Here is a 17,415-nt window from a genome sequence, read left to right on the forward strand (position 1 = left end):
CCAACCGAAAGAGATCAATGACCCCCGCTGCCCGGCTTTCCGCCGCGATCGAGCTGATCGCCACCATCGACGCACAGCGCATTCCCGCTGCGAAAGCGCTGAAGGAATGGGGCACCGCGCACCGTTATGCCGGCTCCGGCGATCGCGCCGCGATCTCCGGCCTGATCTGGGACGTGCTGCGTCGGCAATCCTCCGCGGCCTGGTTGATGGATGACGCCAGCGCCCGGTCGCGCCTGCTCGGCATGCTCAAGCTCGAACGCGGCATGGACATCGCCACGATCCAGGCTCTGTGCGACGGCGGCCGGTTCGCGCCGGATCCGCTGACCGCGACCGAGGAGGCCGCATTGGCCTCACGCTCGCTCGAGGATGCGCCGGCGCATGTCGCGGGCGATTATCCGGACTGGCTCGACCCGCATCTGGCAAGGGTATTCGGCGACGACCGCGCCGCGGAAGCGACCGCGATGGCGAGCCGCGCGCCGCTCGATCTGCGCGTCAACACGCTGCGCGGCAAGCGCGAGAAGGTGCTGCCGCGGCTTTCGCATCTCGGCGCCAGGGAAACGCCGTGGTCGCCGCTCGGCCTGCGCATCGAGCTCGGCGCCGACGCGCGCAATCCGGGCATCCATGCCGAGGAGGATTTCATCAAGGGCGCCATCGAGATCCAGGACGAGGGCTCGCAGCTCGCCGCGCTGTTCTCGGCGGCCAAGCCCGGCGAGCAGGTGATCGACCTCTGCGCCGGCGCCGGCGGCAAGACGCTGGCGGTGGCGGCGATGATGCAGGGCAAGGGCCGGCTGATCGCGACCGACAGCGACAAGCGGCAGCTCGCGCCGATCCATGAGCGGCTGTCGCGCGCCGGCGTGCACAATTGCGATGTACGCACGCCGCGCGGCGAGGAGGAGGTGCTGTCCGACATCAAGGCGTCCGCCGACCTCGTGCTGATCGACGCGCCCTGCACCGGCACCGGCACCTGGCGCCGCAATCCCGACGCCAAATGGCGCATGCGCCCCGGCGCGCTCGAGGTGCGGCTGAAGGATCAGGCCGAGGTGCTGGAGCGCGCCGCGCCGCTGGTGAAGGGCGGCGGCCGGATCGCCTACATCACCTGCTCGGTGCTCTCGGAGGAGAACGGCGAGCAGGTCAGGGCCTTCATCGCGCGGCATCCGGAGTTTTCCGTGCAGCCGCCGGAGCAGACCGCAGCGGTGCTGTGGGACAAGGCCGAAGCCTTTGCCGAGGCCGCGCTGCTGTCGCCGGAGGGCCTGCTGATGACGCCGCGCCGCACCGGCACGGATGGGTTCTTCGTCTCGGTACTGAGGAAGGCGTAACAGCGATCGTCATTCCGGGGCGTCCGTAGGACGAACCCGGAATCCCGAGGTTCCGGGTTCAATGCTTACGCATTGCCCCGGAATGACGAAATCCACGTCATGAGTGCCCGCAATCATACGCCGCACCAACTGCCGCCGGCATCCGGCTCACCACGATCACCCAGTACAGCAGCGCGCAGGCGCTGATCGCGGCACCCAGCACGCAGACGCCGGGCCAGCCGGCGGCCGCATAGGCCATTGTCGAGCTGATCGCGCCAAAACCTGTTCCGATCGAATAGAACACCATGTAGCCGCCGACCAGCCGGCTCGCCGCGTCGGGGCGTGCGGCGACGATCAGGCTCTGGTTGGTGACATGGATCGCCTGCACCGCGAAGTCGATCATCAGGACGCCGGCCACGACCAGCCATAGCGAGGTGTTGAGGCAGGCGATCGGCACCCAGCCGGCGAGCATCAGCAGCAGCGACAAGCCGGTGGTGCGCTGCCCCCAGCCGCGGTCGGCGAGCTGACCGGAATTGCGTGCCGCCAGCGCGCCGGCGAGGCCTGCGATCCCGAGCATCCCGATCGTGGTATGCGACAACGAGAGCGGGGGTGCCGCGAGCGGCAGCACGACCGAGCTCCAGAACACGCTGAAGCTCGCGAAGATCAAAAGCGCGAACACCGCGCGCTCGCGCAAGACCTGCTCCTCGACGAACAGCGCGAGCGTCGAGCGCAACAGCTTGGCGTAGGACGATCCGGCCATCGCCTGCGGCGCATGCTGCGGCAGCGCGCGTGCCAATAGCGCCGCCAGCACCAGCGTCAGCGCGGCCGAGGTGAGGTAGACCACGCGCCAACCGCCGAGATCGGCCAGCGCGCCGGCGGCAAACCGTGCCAGCAGGATGCCCGAAACCACGCCGCTGGTGACGGTGCCGATGGTGCGGCCGCGGTCGGCCGGCGCCGCCAGCGTCGCGGCGTAGGCGACCAGCACCTGGATCACGACGGCAAGCAGCCCGACCAGCACCATGCCGACCAGCAGCACCGCGGCGTTCGGCGCGGTGCCGACGATGGTGAGCGCGATCGCCGACAGCACGGTCTGGCCGACGATCAGCCTGCGGCGGTCCCAGAGGTCGCCGAGCGGCACGATCAGCATCAAGCCGAAGGCGTAGCCGACCTGGGTCAGCGTCACGACGCCGCCGATCACCGCCGGCGTGATGGAGAGATCCTGCGCCATGGTGTCGAGCAGCGGCTGCGCGAAATAGATGTTGGCGACGCTGAGGCCGCAGGCGACGGCGAACAGCAGCACGACGGCGGGCGACAGAGCGCGCGGCGTTGCGTCGCCGGTCTTGTCGTTTGTCTTGTGATGGTCCTCGGCCGGCCGGGCCTCAGCCATGGTCTGGTTCGTCATCTTGCCTCCGCTGCAATTCGCAATCTGGTCTCATCATGAGACCAGTTGCGTCGGACGCTGTCTAGTCCTATTTTAAGACCAGTTCGGAATCGTGATCGAGGGAGGCGGGAGCGCGATGAAGCGGACCGCATTTGCAAAAGCGGAATGCCCGGTGGCGCGCGCGCTGGACGCGATCGGGGACTGGTGGTCGCTGTTGATCGTGCGCGACGCGTTTGACGGCCTGCGCCGGTTCGGCGACTTCCAGAAGAATCTCGGCATCGCCAAGGGCATGCTGACGACACGGCTGCGCACGCTGATCGAGCTCGGCGTGCTCGAGCAGGTCGCGGCCTCCGACGGCAGCGCCTATCAGGAATATGTGCTGACCAGGCGGGGCCACGACCTGTTCCCGATCGTGGTCGGCTTGCGGCAATGGGGCGAGGCGCATCTCTTTGCGCGCGGCGAGCCGCATTCGGTGCTGCTCGACCAGGCCGGCCAGGCGGTCGGGCAGCTCGTGCTGCCGTCGAAGAACGGCAAGCCGCTGGGCTGGGCGGATACGAAGGTGAGGAAGGTGGCGCGGCGGCGGTGAGCGAAGGGCGAACTCTCTCCACGTCATTGCGAGGAGCGAAGCGACGAAGCAATCCATGTCTCGGCAAGCGGCGCGATGGATTGCTTCGCTACGCTCGCAATGACGGGGATTGAGCCAGGCCGTCGCCCTTCGAGACGCGCTACGCGCTCCTCCAGCGACAAAGGCGAAGCCTTTGCGCGGGGGTGACGGATGACGTGTGATCAATCCACGATGAACAGCGTCGCACCTGTCTTGGTCGACGAACGGTGCGCGGCGTCGCCGAAATCGGAGACCTGGTAGCTCATGCCGGGCATCAGCGTGAATGTGCGGCCGTCGCGCAGCTCGGTGTCGAGCTCGCCGCTGACAACAAACAGCACATGGCCGCGATCGCACCAGTGATCGGCGAGGTAGCCGGGCGAATACTCGACCATCCGCACCCGCAGCTCGCCGATGTTGAGCGTGCGCCACAACGCCTGTCCGGTCTCGCCGGGATGCACTGAAGGTTCGAGCTTGCTCCAGTCGGTGACGGTGAAGGGCAGGGACGGGATTTTCATGGGGGTGGTTCCTGACGTTCTGTGACTCTACGCGTCTGCATCTCCAAATGCCGGCGTCATCCCCGCGCAACGGCGAAGCCGTTGTCGCTGGAGGTGCGCGTCGAGCGGTGCGCCAGCAGCGCTCGGCGGGCCTCGAAGGATGGGGATGGAGCCGGGCCGTCGCCCTTCGAGACGGTCGCTTCGCGACCTCCTCAGGGTGACGGATTACTGCATGCGGCAACCTCAACCCACCAGATGGTTCGCCGAGCCTTGCCTGATCTTGCCCTGATCATCCAGCCGCAAATACTCGCAGATCTTCTTGCCGCGTTCGTTCTGGTAGAACACGACGACGCTGTCGGGCGAGACATAGAGGTCGATCAGCTCGAAATGCAGCTCGGGCAATTTCGCCAGCGCCGCGCTCCAATAGGCCCGCAGCTGCGCCTTGCCGCGCACGGTTCCCGACGCGCCGAAGCCGAGCGGCGGGATCCGGTCCGAGGTCATCTCGGCATCCTCGGCATACATCGCCAGCACCCGCTCGAGATCGCGCGCGTTCCAGGCGGCGATCCAGTCGCGGCCGAGCGCCGCAAGGCGGGGCGGCTCGTGAAAATCCGGCATTGGTTTCCTCCATGTGGCTTATGGCCAAATTAGGTCAATAATACTGACCTATACGGATTTGTCCATGCCCAAAGAAGAATGTGGGCGCCCCTTCGAGCGCGGTTGCGGGGGCGGGCGCCGTCGCGTATCTGCTTGCCATGACAGCCCAGCACACAGCCCAAGACACAGCTCAAGCGCCGTCGACGCCCTCCGTGGCCTCGGCGCATGACAAGATTCTGATTGTCGATTTCGGCAGCCAGGTGACGCAACTGATCGCCCGCCGCGTCCGCGAGATGGGCGTCTATTCCGAGATCGTGCCGTTCCAGAAGGCGGAGGCCGCTTTCAACGAGATGAAGCCGAAAGCGGTGATCCTCTCCGGCGGTCCTGAGTCCGTGCACGAGACCGGCTCGCCGCGCGCGCCGCAGCTGATCTTCGAGTCGGGCGTTCCCGTGCTCGGCATCTGCTATGGCCAGATGACCTTGGCGGCCCAGCTCGGCGGCGAGGTCGAGGGCGGGCATCATCGCGAGTTCGGCCGCGCCGATGTCGAGGTGAAGACCGACAGCCAGCTGTTCGACGGCATCTGGGGCCATGGTGAGAAGCACCAGGTGTGGATGAGCCATGGCGACCGCATCACAAAAATGCCGCCGGGCTTCTCCGTCGCCGGCACCTCGCCGAATGCGCCGTTCGCGATCATCCAGGACGAGACGCGCAAATATTACGGCCTGATGTTCCATCCCGAGGTGGTGCACACGCCCGACGGCGCCAAGCTGCTGCGCAACTTCGTGCGCAAGGTCGCAGGGCTCACCGGCGACTGGACCATGCGCGCGTTCCGCGAGGAGGCGATCGAGAAGATCCGCGCCCAGGTCGGCAAGAGCAAGGTGATCTGCGGCCTGTCCGGCGGCGTCGATTCCGCCGTGGCGGCGGTCTTGATCCATGAGGCGATCGGCGACCAGCTCACCTGCGTGTTCGTCGATCACGGCCTGCTGCGGCTCGACGAGGCCAAGACCGTGGTCGACCTGTTCCGCAACCACTACAACATCCCGCTGGTCCATGTGGACGCGTCGAAGCAGTTTCTGGGCGAGCTCGGGGGCGTCACCGACCCCGAGGTGAAGCGCAAGACCATCGGACGACTGTTCATCGACGTGTTCGAGGCGGAAGCCAAGAAGATTGGCGGCGCGGAATTTCTGGCGCAGGGCACGCTCTATCCCGACGTGATTGAAAGCGTCTCCTTCACCGGCGGCCCGTCGGTGACCATCAAGTCGCACCACAATGTCGGCGGCCTCCCGGCGCGCATGAACATGAAGCTGGTCGAACCGCTGCGCGAGCTGTTCAAGGACGAGGTGCGCGTGCTCGGCCGCGAGCTCGGCCTGCCCGAAGTGTTCGTCGGCCGCCACCCGTTCCCGGGCCCAGGCCTTGCCATCCGCTGCCCCGGCGACATCACCAGGGAAAAGCTCGACATCCTGCGCAACGCCGATGCCGTCTATATCGATCAGATCCGCAAGCACGGCCTTTACGACGCGATCTGGCAGGCTTTTGCGGTGCTGCTGCCGGTCAAGACCGTCGGCGTGATGGGCGATGGCCGCACCTACGAATACGTCGTCGGCCTGCGCGCCGTCACCTCGACCGACGGCATGACCGCGGACTTCTACCAGTTCGACATGAAGTTCTTAGGCGAGACCGCGACGCGCATCATCAACGAGGTGAAGGGCGTGAACCGCGTGGTGTACGACGTGACCAGCAAGCCGCCGGGGACGATCGAGTGGGAGTAGTGCGGCCTGCTGGCATCGCGTGGTTTAGCGTGGTCTCGTCGAGTTGTTCTCGCTTCCTTCGCATTGAGAATTCTGACCGAAGTGGTGAGCTTGGCTTATCCCGGTAGAAGTCCAAAATCCATTGCGTGTTCACTAATGGAGTATCGCAGCGCGTTGGATCGTATAGAAGGGCCGGAGGCCCAAACCTTAGCTTCGAGCACCGGCAGGGTTTTGGCGCAAAGCGGCCCAAATTTGCTTGTTTAATGCTGTTCTTGGCCGTTGTTAGAAACGGGCCCATTGGCGCGAGTTTGCAAGATCCTGTTCTGAGATCCCGCTTCGAAATGACCTGGCGAAGTCCGTACTGAGGGGAAAGCGGACGCGGAGCGGGCAACTCAAGACGTTCCCGTTTCTGACACTTAGGAAACAGCGTTGCCCTTTGACATTTCTGGAGGCGAACTACTCGCTACTCTTGCCCAGCGGAGGCCGCCGCTGCAGTGCTTACGAACAGACCTTGTAGCGATTTGGGCGTCAACTCGACCACCGCTGCAGTGGGGCTGCCCAGCTCAGCAACTTTGTCGGTAGTGATGAGATTAGTGACTCGCAATTCTTCCCTGGACAGTTCATGTAAATCTTCCCATGGCGGAACGTTTAGCGATAGTGACAACAGATCACCCGCGCCGCCCATATCGAAGGTGTATTTGGCGAGACTTCCGATATCGCGCTCAACGGTCATGAGATCATATGCGCTGTAGCTCGCGGCCCGGGCATTCTCAGCGCGGTCGCCCATCCAGATCTGATGTACGCGGACATGCGCCTGTCCAGGCACGTAACGCGACTTGCCCGACAGCAGCAGAAAAACGCACATGGATTCGCAGTAGGCCTCCGGCGACACGTGGGCGCGCTCGCCGCTACGTGCGCTGGGGGTAAGCACGCTCACCCCGACGGTCGTGACCATTTCGAGCGCCCGAAACCGCCGTCCGAGCGCGATCGCGTCGTTGACCGATCCGCCGCTGGAATCCAGCACGACAGTTTCGCCCTTGAGCTGATGATCGCGCGCGAAAGCATCGAAATCGCTTGGAGTGTCGGCGGTGACGATGCCGACTGCGCTGATCCAGCCTCGGCAATTCGGCTGGCAAGCGACCCAGCTGAACTTCATCGGCAATCTGCGTTCTTCGAGGGCGACGCCGGCATACGCCGAGCAGCCCAGCATGGCTACCAAGCCGAGCAATGCGATGCGAAGGGTGGGGGCGCTGAGCAACATCCAAGCTCGGGTGGTCGCCCAGTGAGCGAGCATGACTACATAACCTCGGCCGACTATCGGGTGGTGTTAGTCGCGTTAGGACCGCGTATATGCACCGGCGACAGCTGGCGCTGCCCGTCCAGCGTTACAGCTTCAGAACCGAATCTCAGCCAACTCTGATTCTTGGCGAGCCATTTCGGGCCGGGGCCGCGCATGTAGTGCAGCTCGGGTCGGTAGCTGTCGCGCACGTCCATAGTCAGGTTGCGAACGACACTGGCGAAGTCGGAGACAAACTCAGCCGTCCTACGAGCAAAACCCGAAAATGCGGTTGCACCCATTGTTATCATCGATAAACCTCTCCTATTCCTGATGCCGCTCAACACATCAGCCGCTATGCCGAAGCGTAGCCTCCGAGAGATGGGCCAAGCCATTGCACAGAGGTTGATCCTCATCGGATCTTTGGCTGAGAGGACCACACCAAGGTTTAGGCCCTGCCCACGAGGGCCTTGCGACTGATGGGAAGGTCGCACCTCCTTCATGGCGCATTATCGCTTTCAGACGCTGCCTCAAATTTGCGAGGTGCGGTAGTGGCAGGCGACAAGCCGAGTGAAATGGAAACCGGAGGGGCAGTGATGGAGACCACACCGAATGCGCGGTCCGCCCAGAGATGCAGCCAGTAACGCATGACCCGAATGAGCCTCGTCGGGTACCGGCGGAGCGAGAGCCTTTCATGGCTTCCGGATACTCGTTCTTTTTCAATCCGTCTGAAGGTTTACTTGATGGGCTTGGTCAGAGGGGCGTCATTGGTGTCGAGGACGAAGACAGCGAGCAGCTTTGCCGGCTCGGTCTTGCTCGCGTTTCGGCTGATCGAATGGGTAGCGCCCGGCGGTTCGGACCAGCTCTCGCCTGCCCGATAGACGCGCGTCTCTCCGTCGTTCACCTTCGACTTGATGGCGCCGGAAACCACATAGGCGTAGATGAAAGCCGAATTCGCGTGAGTGTGGGGTGCGGAGGCCGCGCCGGGCGCGTAAACGACTTCCACGGCGATTAGCGACTTGCCAGCGATATTGGGAATGGTCGCCTCGAAGTTCTTCGTGACGGTTTCGGCGTCACTGTCATGGGCGAGCATGGGGCTGGCCATCGAGAAGGTGAGGGCGGCGCAGGTGGCGGAGATGACGGTTCGGATCTTCATGGACTTTCTCCTTCTGCCTATAGGTTGGTCTTCGTTCTTCATTGCTTCCTCCCGCCTCGCCGGCTTGCTGATTGCGGACACCGAACGGGTCAGTCTGGTGGGATGAAGTCGATGTGGGGCCCCGGCTCGATAATGAACACCGCGAGCGTGGCGAGAACGCACGCGACCGCGGCGACAGCCATCGCTATGTGAAATCCCGAGAACAGCGCAGAACCGCCCTGCTGCAGGACGCCGCCGAGCAGGGCGATGGCGAAGAGGGACCCGGCGCGTGAGACCGCGCTGTTGACACCGGATGCGGTCCCGGCGCGATCGGACTCGACGGAGGTGAGGACGAGGGTCGTCAACGGTGCGATTGCCAGGCTCATGCCCAGCGACAGCAACAGGATTGGCGGGAAGATGTCCGCCCAATAGGTCGCGTTCGAACCGACACGTAGCGTCAGGGCGCATCCCAAGGCGACGACGGCGCCGCCGGCGAACAATGGCAAGCGCCGGCCGAACCCGCGGCAGAGTATGCCGGCGAGTGGCGAGACGACCGTAATCAGCACTTGCAGGGGAATGAAGGCCAGCCCCGCCATCAGCGTCGGCAGGTGTGCGCCCCGGATCATCACGAACGGGATCAAGGTTAGCATGACCGTGAGCGCTCCGTAGAGGAGCGCGGTGAACAGGTTCGCGCCGACGACCGACCGCGAGGTGATGAGGGACGGGGGCAGCATGGCGTTCTCGCCCAATCGCTGTTCGGTCACGATGAGGCAGGCTAAGCCGCCCAGACCGATGATCAGGGTGACGAGCACCCAAAGGGTCAGACCGGAACCGTTGGTGAGGCTGGTCAGGCCCGCGCCCAGCCCGCCGAGGCCGGCTGTCGAAGAGATCGCCCCGCCGACGTCGACCCGGGCGTGGCTGGTCGGGGAGTCCGTGGGTATCCACACAATGCCGGCGGCCAGCGCGCCGGCGACCACGGGCAGGAGCATTAGAAAGGTCATCCGCCACGACCCGTGATCCAGGATCGCGCCGGCGATTGCGGGCGCGACTGCGCTGGCGACAGCCGCGGCGGCGGACCAGATGCCGACCGCGCGGGCTTTCTTCTCTGAGGGAAAGGCCCGCCCGAGCACGGAAAGGCCGTTGGGCAGGATCAAGGCTTCGCCCAAGCCTTGCAGGAACCGGCTGGCGATGAGCAGGGCGAAACTCGGCGCGAAACCAATCGCGGTCGCGCCGAGGCCATAGAGAGCAATCCCCGCGAGGAAGATCCGCTTCTGTCCAAACCGGTCACCCAGAGCGCCGGCGACCAAGGTCAGGGCCGCGAGCGGCAGGAGTTCGGCGTTCATCACCCACTGCAGGTCGAGCGGCGACAGGCGCATGTCTCGGCCAATCGCCGCGAGCGCGACCGTGACGACGGCGCCGCTGACGAACACGAGGCAGCTGCCCAGGCTCGACGCGGCGAGCACCTTTGTGCTGCCCTGCGCGCCGACGGCCTTAGGCTCAGAGAGCGCCAGGCTGCGGTCGGTCAGGATTAGAGACGCGCTGCTCACGACCTAATCTCTCAGGTCAGGTCGCGCGATTCGCGGCGCGCGCGCTCATTGGCCAGCAGCCAGAAGCCGCGCCGCCGTGTCCGTTCGCGGAACACTCCTCGCAACATCAATTTGACCTCAAGCAGCCTCTCGCTAAGCCACCGTCACTTCCGGCCCGCGCGGCGCCGCCGGACGCGCGACACCACGGTTGAGGCACGCCTGCACGTCAAGAAAGCGGTCGAAGCCGACGAGCTCTTTGCCGCCTTCAACCCGCCGTGCGCGTGTCCAATCCCGAACGCATCGCGACTGGCTTCTCAGGCGCGTTGAAAACCGACGTCGTGAGTAGGACAGCGGCAGCGAGGACCCAGTAGTACCAGGCGTCGAGTCCGAAGAATTTGAAGGCAAACGGGGCGACGACAAACACCACCCCGACCGCGCGATCGACCCAAAGGTGCAGCCAGTAGGGAATGATGCGGACGAGCCCGGTGGGATGGTCGGTCAGGGCGGCCAAGAGTAGCGCCGCGACACCGACAACAACCGAAAGCCACATTGCGACCGGTCCGCTCTGGCCGAGCTTCAGCGCGAACGGCGCTGCGATCAAAACGATCGCGACGGGATAATCGATCAGGTAGGCGTGGATGGACTTGGTGATGAAGCGGAACGACATCGGCGATACTCCCATGTGCTTGGTTGTTCGAGCGGATCCTTGCGACGCGGAGGACCAGCCACCCACGAGGACGATCACGCCGTCCTTTGCTGGCGAGCACTCCGTACGACCGCCACGGGTCAGCCCGGCTGGACGCACAGAAAGGCTATGCCGATACGCCGACCATTAGAAATGCCCGGTCGTTATTGTTTCTATTCCGCTCGCCCGGCGCGGCGCGCCGTCGATCGCGCCGCGCGCAGTTGACGCACGACCCGCGCAGGCCATCGCGATCACGCCGGGTTATCGACTACATGCCCTATCTTCATGACGTTTGCGCGCCGTCGCCGAATACTGTGTTGCGGTGTGAAGCAGGAGGACTGGCGATGGCCACGACGGTTGCAGGCCCTGCTGGAAGTAACAACGACTGGAGGTCTGCAGAGACTGCTGCCGGGCGCAACGTCGGCCTCTCCCTTTGGAGGGGCGTTCGAGGAAGGTGCCCGCGCTGCGGGCGCGGTCGTCTGTTTTGCGCATTTCTCAAGGTCGACGACCACTGCTCTATCTGCAGCCTCGATTTCATCGGACACCGGGCCGACGACCTGCCGGCCTACCTGGTGATCGTCATCGTCGGACACGTCTTGGTTCCGATAATACTCTGGATCGAGGTGGACTATGCGCCGTCGCTAGCGTTTCAGCTTGGCGTCTACCTTCCGATTACGGCCTTGGCCTCGATAGCTCTCTTGCAGCCGGTCAAGGGCGCCGTCGTGGCGCTGCAATGGTCACTCAGGATGCACGGCTTCGACGAGCATCCGTCCGACGAATTCCAGACTTGAGGGGGAAGGTGCCTCAACAGAATTGGCAGCCGCTACTCTCGCGCAGCGGCGTTTGGCCGGTCGGAGGAATCCTGACATGACGACTGAGAAGGCGGTGTTGGCCGGCGGATGCTTCTGGGGCATGCAGGATATGTTCCGCCGACTGCGAGGCGTGGTCTCGACGCGAGTCGGCTATACTGGCGGCGATCTCCCCAATCCGAGCTACTGCAACCACCAGGGGCACGCCGAGGCAATCGAGATCGTCTTCGATCCCACGGTCGTAACCTACCGGGCCATCCTTGAATGCTTCTTCCAGGTCCACGACCCGACAACGTACGAGCAGCAGGGGAGTGACTTTGGGCCGAGCTACCGTTCCGCCATCTTCTACACGGACGAGCAGCAGAAGGACACGGCGCTCGCGACGATTGACGAAATCGAAGCCTCTGGTTTGTGGCCCGGTCCCTTGGTGACTGAAATCAACCCCGAGGAACTGTTCTGGCAGGCGGAGCCCGAGCATCAGGACTATCTGCAACGACACCCGGGCGGCTACAGCTGCCACTTCTTCCGACCGAACTGGCGACTGCCGTCAGCTAAAGCATTCCAGAAGTCGCGAACCGACGGAAACTGACCTGCAACTAGCGGCGATGCTGAGTCAGGGTGAGGCTCGTTGCTAGGGCTGATGGCGTCGCGAACACGTCGGCTCCGCGGTGCCGGCGCATAATAGCGGTAGCGGCCTCGAACTGTTCTGCACTGGCGGGGTGGACGATCACCACGATGCCGCCGTTGAGTATCTGGCTCTCGGTCCACTCATGCACCTGGGCTTCGTGTCGCTGCCCGAACAAGGCCGCGAGCCCGCCCACACCACCCCCGGCAGCCAACCCAGCTAGCATAGCCGGCGCGGCCGCTCCGCCCGTTGTTGCCAAGACGGCACCGGCGCCGGCGAACGACGCGACAGTGGCCGCGAGCGAGGTCGCAAGCGTGCGAACCTGCTGGCGGTCATCGCTCAAGCCGATCTCGATGCGAGGCAGCTGCTTGATGTCGCAGCCAACAGCGCCCGCACAAGACGCTGCGATCTCTTCCTGCGCGAGGAAGCTTATGCGAGCGCGGTCGATCCCCGCGGCTCCCAACTCTCTTACAGCAGCCTCGAATTCAACTTCACTTTGCAGCGCGCCAATGACCTCTCGCAAATCGCTCACAATGTCATCCCCTGAGCTTGCTTTCCTGTCTTGAGGGCCTCGGCGCGTGCCGCGCACCGCGCCCGGCTCTCACGAGTAGTCACCGCCGCTTTGCTGAGTGAGGTTGCCGAGGTAGGCACGCTTCCCGATCTTCGCTCCGAGGTGACGGAGGATCGCGTGCGCAATCGAGATGTGGAAGAAGAAGTCGGGCAGCACCAGGTGGCGGATGTAGTCTTCGCCGCCAAACCACCCGCGCACTATAGGCGGCGTCAGCTCGTATGTGTGGGACTGGGCGCCAGAAATCTCGTCCGGCTGCACGCTTTGCAGGAATCCGCGAGTCTCAAGGAGCCGCCCTTTCAACGCCGGATACATCATCGGGGTGTTACTGGGTGCTGGCGGATCGTGCTGCATCAACTTTGCCATGTGCGCCTCGACCTTGTTGCAGCTTACGGAGAACTGTTCTCCGAAAGTGAGCATGTCGAGCGCGAGCCGTTCAGCAAGGATCCTCCCAGGCTCAAATCCCTTGGTCCGCTCGAGCGCTTGGGCGTGATCAAGATAGTCGTCCATCACGTTCAAGCCATGCAGCATGACAGGGACTGTGATGTCATATACCGAGAAGGACATGCCGACCTCCATGCGCTCGTTTGTAATCTGAACGTCGGACGGACCCGAAAGGTCGCGGACCGAAGCAAATCGTCACAATAAGCTCTTCAATCTTCTGGCTCGCCGCACCAACTCGCCAGACACGACACTGGCCTCCGCGAAACCGCTGCAAGAGGAGAACGCCTGCGTATGCGGCCGCCTAGCGACGCAGGACGGGATATCCATTCACGTAAATCCAGTCGGTGTCCTTGGCGGGCACGTGGCATCCTTGGCAATCGGTGTGGTAGTCGGTCGAGGTAGTCTTGAGCGGCTTGTCCGAGTCGAACCACGACCATCCCCACCCGTCGCCCCACAGCGGATTGCCGGGATGCGTTCCCTTGCTGTCTTTCACCATGACGAACCAGCCCTTAAGCTTGTCGGCGTGGCTTACTGTGCCGGTGGTCATCTCGTTCGTCGAGGTCGCGAAGACCTCTTTCACCAGAACGGCGCCGTCCGGGAAATGCCCCGTCTTCCGGTAGGCGTCGATCGCCCCCGGGGATGCGTAGACGGCGTGCATTTCCTTCGAACCTTGACCGCTGTCGGCGGCAATCGCCCAGCTCCCGAGCGCTTGGTAGAGGGTTCGGTAGTCGGCCGGCACGCGAAGGTGTCCGGCAGCGTCCACCACGTTCGCAGTAGGGCCTGCCGGTGCCGCGCCGCTATACTGAGCGAGCGCCGCCACGGTGCCGGCGGCCAGCGAGATGGCGACAGCCAAGCCGACTTTCCTCGATAATTTCACGGGGGTCTCCTTTGCTGCCTGCGCGCGGCACGGCGACTCGGCGCAATGCCTTCAATCGATGTCGAGGCGGTCGCGTGTTCGGCCAGCCCAGTGGGCTTCAGAATCGGACGGAGACGGCGAAATTGGAAATTCCGTTTGGACATGCATTCGATAAGCGTGGGTATCGTCGTCCAAAAGCGCTGCGGGGCGTCGGCGACCGGCCATCTGCGATCAGCCGTCGAGGAGTGCGCCGTACTCGGGAATTCCCGCGCGTCTTAGGCAGAACGGCGTATGCGACCGCGATAATCACGTTCGCTAGTCACGAAGCCAATGCACCGATCCTGACGCCGCACATTCCCGCGATGATCGCGGCCGCGACGATGGCGCTCATCGCGACACAGACACCCCAAAGGCGATCGGCATTACGTTGGTCGACACCGTGCGTGATCAGCACCACTCTCAGCCCTGAAGCAAGGTGGCTCAGGACAAAGAAGGCGCCGAGCGCGTAGTGAGGCAGCAGACGGATATTCCATGCGTCATGAATGAGCCCAGTCGGGGCTCCGATCGCGAAATTCCAATCTGTCGGTATGCCGAGGAAGCTTCGGGCGTAGACGAAGACCGAGTTCATGTGGCCGAGAATGTACACTGAGAGATAGGCTCCCGAAGCGACCTGGTAGGTCCGCTGGAAGTCATGCGTTGCGGCGCTCCAGCGCCACGCCAGAAAGAGGCCGGTACCGATCTGGAAAAGCATGGCCGCCACCAACAACGGTTCACCTACGGCAGAGCGATAAACCACGCGTCCGATTTTCATGACGGCCGCATGCGCATCCGGCCCTATAAGGCCGAACAGATGATTGGTGAGATGAAACACCACATATAGGGACAGGACCACAGCCGTTACCCCGTGGACCACGCGCCAGGTCCCGACTGCAGGCACAGCTGCAGCGACCGGATCTCGGGCAGACTGCGACCAGATCGCAATTGCGAGCCAAATTGCGCACCAGACGACCTCGTCGGGAATGGGACTCTTGATCAAGGTCTGGACAACGCCGAGAAAGACATAGAGCGTTGGCGATACCACGCTGGCATAGGCGAGGCGTCTTGAACCGGGATTGGACGTCGGACGACAAGCCAGAGCGATCCCAAGAAACGGCACGATAAACGCAACGACCAGGATGGAGGTCGCGCTGGCGATTGCGAGCGGTGGCAGGCTTACGGCCTGCGTGTCGACGATGGCATGAAAAGCATTGAGCAGAAATGGATAACAAATCGCCGCCGCTGCGGGAACCAGAGCCACGTAATCAACGTGCTTCTCAAGAAAACTTCTGCGGTTCTGAGGGCGAACGAGTGCTTCCATCATAGACACCTATAAAGCCACAACAAAGAAACCGGTGTGCGAGACGACTTCCAAGGCAGGTTTGAAAAGTTGCCTTCGCGTATCACGCTGCGCGGCAAGCGGCAATAACAAGCGTCTATCGACTCCATGGCGAGAGGTGATTTCCCTTGCCGGCATTGCAAAGTCATTTTCCAAAAGTTGGTCCAACTAATCTCAGCATCCGGCGCAGCGATCTTGCTGCGCCAGCTCCTGTTGTTGATTGAACGATACAAATATCGCGAAACAGAAAGAAATTGATGTCCCAGGAACAATACGACGTCGTCATTGTTGGTGCGGGCGCGGCCGGCTGCGTCGTTGCGAGTTATCTCGCCGTACACACCGATGCTTCGATCGCGCTGATCGAAGCGGGCGACACGGATCGCGATCCGTTCATCCACATTCCTGCCGGCTTCGCCAAAATACTGGCCCACGACCGGCATGTCTGGAAATATGAGACGGTTCCCCAGCACGGCACCAAGCGAGCATATCGCTCGGGCAAGGTGCTCGGCGGCGGCTCCTCGATCAACGCGATGGCCTACGTCCGGGGTCAGATGCGCGACTACGCCGCGTGGCAGGACGCGGTCGGCGACACTGGCAAGTGGTCGTATGAAGACCTGCTTCCCGTCTTCGTGGCGCAGGAAGACAACGACACCTTCCACGACGAATATCACGGCATCAATGGTGGTCTGGCGGTTCAGTTGCCCAAGGGCATCAACGAGCTGAATCAATACTGCCTCAAGGCCTTCCAGGAATATGGGATCCCCTATAATCCCGACTATAACGGCAAGAGCCAGATCGGCGTCTCGCCGGTGCAATCGACAGTCGGGAACCAGCGGCGGTGCAGCGCGGTCGACGCTTATCTGCGTCCACACCTCGCCTCGGGCCGCGTTACTCTTCTCACCGGCAAGATGGTCCTTCGCATTCTCGTCGAGAACAAGCGGGCTGTCGGCGTCGAGCTCGTGGACAACGGTCTGCGGAGGATCATGGCCGGCGAGGTTGTGCTGTCGGCCGGCACGGTCCATAGCCCAACGATCCTCATGCACTCGGGCATCGGGCCAGCCGAGCAACTTCGCCAGCACGGTATCGCGGTGATCATCGATTCTCCGGAGGTCGGCGAAAATCTCCACGACCACGCGATCGTGCCAGTCCGTGCCTATGTGAAGGGCGATCTCGGCTATCAGGCTGCCGCGCAGGGCCTCGGCAGCGTGAAGGCGGGCCTGCGCTATTTCGTCACCAAGGATGGCCCGGCGTCGGGCAACGGCATCGAGACGGTTTCTCACTGGAATCCGTCCGACTTCACCGCCGAACCCACGATCCAATGCTATCACGTGCCAATCATCGCGGCCGATGGAATCAGCCCGACGGGCGACCGCTCGGGCATCACCTTCGAACTCGTGGTGCTTCAGCCCAAGAGCCGTGGCTGGGTGCGGCTGGCCGACAGCGACCCCACGTCGATGCCGCTCATCAACCCGAACTTCGTCGGCGAGGAAGAAGACTTGAGGGCCGCGGTGGAATCGGTGCGCGCGATCCGCAAGGTAATGGCGCAGGAGTCGCTGGCGCTGGTGATCACGGAAGAGATCGAGCCCGGCCCGCGCATCCAGTCGGATGCCGAGATCGGCGAATGGGTGAAGCGTGCCGTCACGACGATGTTTCATCCGGTGGGCACGTGCCGGATGGGCCAGGATGCGCGAGCGGTGGTTGACGCAAGGCTCAGGGTCCGCGGGGCCGAGGGCCTCCGGGTGATTGACGCCTCTATCATGCCAAACATCACTAGCGGCAACACGAACGCCCCGACCCAGGCGCTCGCGCGCCACGCCGCGGCAATGCTGGTCGAGGATATGAACCGGTCTTGGGAAGCTCCGGCGCAAGCTGGCGACGGCGCTGGCAGTTTCCCAGCCCGTCGATCTCTCCTTCAATTGCAACATTCTAGGTCCTCGGGGATGCGGAAGTGAGTGCGACTGACAAAACGGAGTACCCGGCTCCGGCGCCCCGGCTCGATC

General features: G+C 63.5%; 18 protein-coding genes. 6 read left to right on the forward strand and 12 right to left on the reverse strand.

Features of this window, described 5'->3' with window-relative positions:
• Positions 1–17: 17 nt before the first annotated feature.
• Positions 18–1,316: an RsmB/NOP family class I SAM-dependent RNA methyltransferase gene (locus ACVW1B_RS10340; RefSeq protein WP_456821587.1), complete on the forward strand. Its 1,299-nt coding sequence runs from the start codon at positions 18–20 to the stop codon at positions 1,314–1,316.
• A 97-nt stretch (positions 1,317–1,413) separates the two neighbouring features.
• Here the strand turns inward: ACVW1B_RS10340 and ACVW1B_RS10345 are convergent, their stop codons facing one another.
• Positions 1,414–2,697, reverse strand: coding sequence for an MFS transporter (locus ACVW1B_RS10345; RefSeq protein WP_456780830.1), 1,284 nt, complete (start codon positions 2,695–2,697; stop codon positions 1,414–1,416).
• A 115-nt stretch (positions 2,698–2,812) separates the two neighbouring features.
• On the opposite strand from ACVW1B_RS10345, the gene ACVW1B_RS10350 reads away from it, so the two are divergent.
• The gene (locus tag ACVW1B_RS10350; protein WP_456780829.1) at positions 2,813–3,262 is read left to right on the forward strand and encodes a winged helix-turn-helix transcriptional regulator; all 450 of its coding nucleotides are present in this window, start codon (positions 2,813–2,815) and stop codon (positions 3,260–3,262) included.
• Between the two features lie 200 nt (positions 3,263–3,462).
• On the opposite strand, the gene ACVW1B_RS10355 is transcribed toward ACVW1B_RS10350, so the two are convergent.
• Both ACVW1B_RS10355 and ACVW1B_RS10360 read right to left on the reverse strand, forming a co-directional pair.
• A complete protein-coding gene (locus ACVW1B_RS10355; protein ID WP_456780828.1) occupies positions 3,463–3,795 on the reverse strand; it encodes a DHCW motif cupin fold protein in 333 nt (110 codons plus the stop codon).
• A 222-nt stretch (positions 3,796–4,017) separates the two neighbouring features.
• Positions 4,018–4,389, reverse strand: coding sequence for a nuclear transport factor 2 family protein (locus ACVW1B_RS10360; RefSeq protein WP_456780827.1), 372 nt, complete (start codon positions 4,387–4,389; stop codon positions 4,018–4,020).
• Positions 4,390–4,526: 137 nt separating this feature from the next.
• Between ACVW1B_RS10360 and guaA the strand changes: the two genes are divergently transcribed.
• Complete coding sequence (guaA, locus tag ACVW1B_RS10365; protein WP_456821588.1) at positions 4,527–6,137, forward strand: glutamine-hydrolyzing GMP synthase; 1,611 nt, start codon at positions 4,527–4,529, stop codon at positions 6,135–6,137.
• Between the two features lie 442 nt (positions 6,138–6,579).
• Here guaA and ACVW1B_RS10370 read toward each other — a convergent pair whose 3' ends face one another.
• The 5 genes from ACVW1B_RS10370 to ACVW1B_RS10390 all read right to left on the reverse strand — a co-directional run bounded on the left by ACVW1B_RS10370 (position 6,580) and on the right by ACVW1B_RS10390 (position 10,720).
• Entirely contained in the window at positions 6,580–7,377 is a 798-nt protein-coding gene (locus tag ACVW1B_RS10370) for a hypothetical protein (RefSeq protein WP_456780825.1), read from the reverse strand.
• Positions 7,378–7,430: 53 nt separating this feature from the next.
• On the reverse strand, positions 7,431–7,694 hold the full coding sequence (locus tag ACVW1B_RS10375; protein ID WP_456780824.1) for a hypothetical protein: 264 nt from the start codon (positions 7,692–7,694) through the stop codon (positions 7,431–7,433).
• Positions 7,695–8,128: 434 nt separating this feature from the next.
• Positions 8,129–8,548: a cupin domain-containing protein gene (locus ACVW1B_RS10380; protein WP_456792114.1), complete on the reverse strand. Its 420-nt coding sequence runs from the start codon at positions 8,546–8,548 to the stop codon at positions 8,129–8,131.
• Between the two features lie 89 nt (positions 8,549–8,637).
• Positions 8,638–10,074, reverse strand: a complete 1,437-nt coding sequence (locus tag ACVW1B_RS10385; protein ID WP_456792115.1) for an MFS transporter — start codon at positions 10,072–10,074, stop codon at positions 8,638–8,640.
• Between the two features lie 244 nt (positions 10,075–10,318).
• Positions 10,319–10,720: an SPW repeat domain-containing protein gene (locus ACVW1B_RS10390; protein ID WP_316396936.1), complete on the reverse strand. Its 402-nt coding sequence runs from the start codon at positions 10,718–10,720 to the stop codon at positions 10,319–10,321.
• Between the two features lie 362 nt (positions 10,721–11,082).
• Between ACVW1B_RS10390 and ACVW1B_RS10395 the strand changes: the two genes are divergently transcribed.
• Both ACVW1B_RS10395 and msrA read left to right on the forward strand, forming a co-directional pair.
• Positions 11,083–11,529, forward strand: coding sequence for a DUF983 domain-containing protein (locus tag ACVW1B_RS10395; protein ID WP_456780821.1), 447 nt, complete (start codon positions 11,083–11,085; stop codon positions 11,527–11,529).
• A gap of 76 nt (positions 11,530–11,605) precedes the next feature.
• Positions 11,606–12,136 (forward strand): peptide-methionine (S)-S-oxide reductase MsrA, encoded by a 531-nt coding sequence (gene msrA, locus ACVW1B_RS10400; RefSeq protein ID WP_456780820.1) that lies wholly within the window; start codon positions 11,606–11,608, stop codon positions 12,134–12,136.
• A gap of 7 nt (positions 12,137–12,143) precedes the next feature.
• Here the strand turns inward: msrA and ACVW1B_RS10405 are convergent, their stop codons facing one another.
• The 4 genes from ACVW1B_RS10405 to ACVW1B_RS10420 all read right to left on the reverse strand — a co-directional run bounded on the left by ACVW1B_RS10405 (position 12,144) and on the right by ACVW1B_RS10420 (position 15,397).
• Positions 12,144–12,704 carry a hypothetical protein gene (locus ACVW1B_RS10405; RefSeq protein ID WP_456780819.1) on the reverse strand — a complete coding sequence of 187 codons (561 nt, stop codon included), beginning with the start codon at positions 12,702–12,704 and terminating at the stop codon, positions 12,144–12,146.
• 69 nt (positions 12,705–12,773) lie between these two features.
• Positions 12,774–13,307, reverse strand: coding sequence for a DUF1993 domain-containing protein (locus ACVW1B_RS10410; RefSeq protein WP_456780818.1), 534 nt, complete (start codon positions 13,305–13,307; stop codon positions 12,774–12,776).
• A gap of 178 nt (positions 13,308–13,485) precedes the next feature.
• On the reverse strand, positions 13,486–14,037 hold the full coding sequence (locus tag ACVW1B_RS10415) for a cytochrome P460 family protein (RefSeq protein ID WP_456780817.1): 552 nt from the start codon (positions 14,035–14,037) through the stop codon (positions 13,486–13,488).
• A 322-nt stretch (positions 14,038–14,359) separates the two neighbouring features.
• Positions 14,360–15,397, reverse strand: coding sequence for a hypothetical protein (locus ACVW1B_RS10420; RefSeq protein ID WP_456780816.1), 1,038 nt, complete (start codon positions 15,395–15,397; stop codon positions 14,360–14,362).
• A 275-nt stretch (positions 15,398–15,672) separates the two neighbouring features.
• On the opposite strand from ACVW1B_RS10420, the gene ACVW1B_RS10425 reads away from it, so the two are divergent.
• Positions 15,673–17,367, forward strand: coding sequence for a GMC family oxidoreductase (locus ACVW1B_RS10425; protein WP_456780815.1), 1,695 nt, complete (start codon positions 15,673–15,675; stop codon positions 17,365–17,367).
• Positions 17,368–17,415 lie beyond the last annotated feature (48 nt).

Source organism: Bradyrhizobium sp. USDA 4502 (genome assembly GCF_054063355.1).

What these genes read in the sequence shown, in the direction of transcription:
- ACVW1B_RS10340 (WP_456821587.1), top strand. Translation starts at nt 18, where the DNA reads ATGACCCCCGCTGCCCGGCTTTCCGCCGCGATCGAGCTGATCGCCACC.
- ACVW1B_RS10345 (WP_456780830.1), bottom strand. Translation starts at nt 2,697, where the DNA reads ATGACGAACCAGACCATGGCTGAGGCCCGGCCGGCCGAGGACCATCAC.
- ACVW1B_RS10350 (WP_456780829.1), top strand. Translation starts at nt 2,813, where the DNA reads ATGAAGCGGACCGCATTTGCAAAAGCGGAATGCCCGGTGGCGCGCGCG.
- ACVW1B_RS10355 (WP_456780828.1), bottom strand. Translation starts at nt 3,795, where the DNA reads ATGAAAATCCCGTCCCTGCCCTTCACCGTCACCGACTGGAGCAAGCTC.
- ACVW1B_RS10360 (WP_456780827.1), bottom strand. Translation starts at nt 4,389, where the DNA reads ATGCCGGATTTTCACGAGCCGCCCCGCCTTGCGGCGCTCGGCCGCGAC.
- guaA (WP_456821588.1), top strand. Translation starts at nt 4,527, where the DNA reads ATGACAGCCCAGCACACAGCCCAAGACACAGCTCAAGCGCCGTCGACG.
- ACVW1B_RS10370 (WP_456780825.1), bottom strand. Translation starts at nt 7,377, where the DNA reads ATGTTGCTCAGCGCCCCCACCCTTCGCATCGCATTGCTCGGCTTGGTA.
- ACVW1B_RS10375 (WP_456780824.1), bottom strand. Translation starts at nt 7,694, where the DNA reads ATGGGTGCAACCGCATTTTCGGGTTTTGCTCGTAGGACGGCTGAGTTT.
- ACVW1B_RS10380 (WP_456792114.1), bottom strand. Translation starts at nt 8,548, where the DNA reads ATGAAGATCCGAACCGTCATCTCCGCCACCTGCGCCGCCCTCACCTTC.
- ACVW1B_RS10390 (WP_316396936.1), bottom strand. Translation starts at nt 10,720, where the DNA reads ATGTCGTTCCGCTTCATCACCAAGTCCATCCACGCCTACCTGATCGAT.
- ACVW1B_RS10395 (WP_456780821.1), top strand. Translation starts at nt 11,083, where the DNA reads ATGGCCACGACGGTTGCAGGCCCTGCTGGAAGTAACAACGACTGGAGG.
- msrA (WP_456780820.1), top strand. Translation starts at nt 11,606, where the DNA reads ATGACGACTGAGAAGGCGGTGTTGGCCGGCGGATGCTTCTGGGGCATG.
- ACVW1B_RS10410 (WP_456780818.1), bottom strand. Translation starts at nt 13,307, where the DNA reads ATGTCCTTCTCGGTATATGACATCACAGTCCCTGTCATGCTGCATGGC.
- ACVW1B_RS10420 (WP_456780816.1), bottom strand. Translation starts at nt 15,397, where the DNA reads ATGGAAGCACTCGTTCGCCCTCAGAACCGCAGAAGTTTTCTTGAGAAG.
- ACVW1B_RS10425 (WP_456780815.1), top strand. Translation starts at nt 15,673, where the DNA reads ATGTCCCAGGAACAATACGACGTCGTCATTGTTGGTGCGGGCGCGGCC.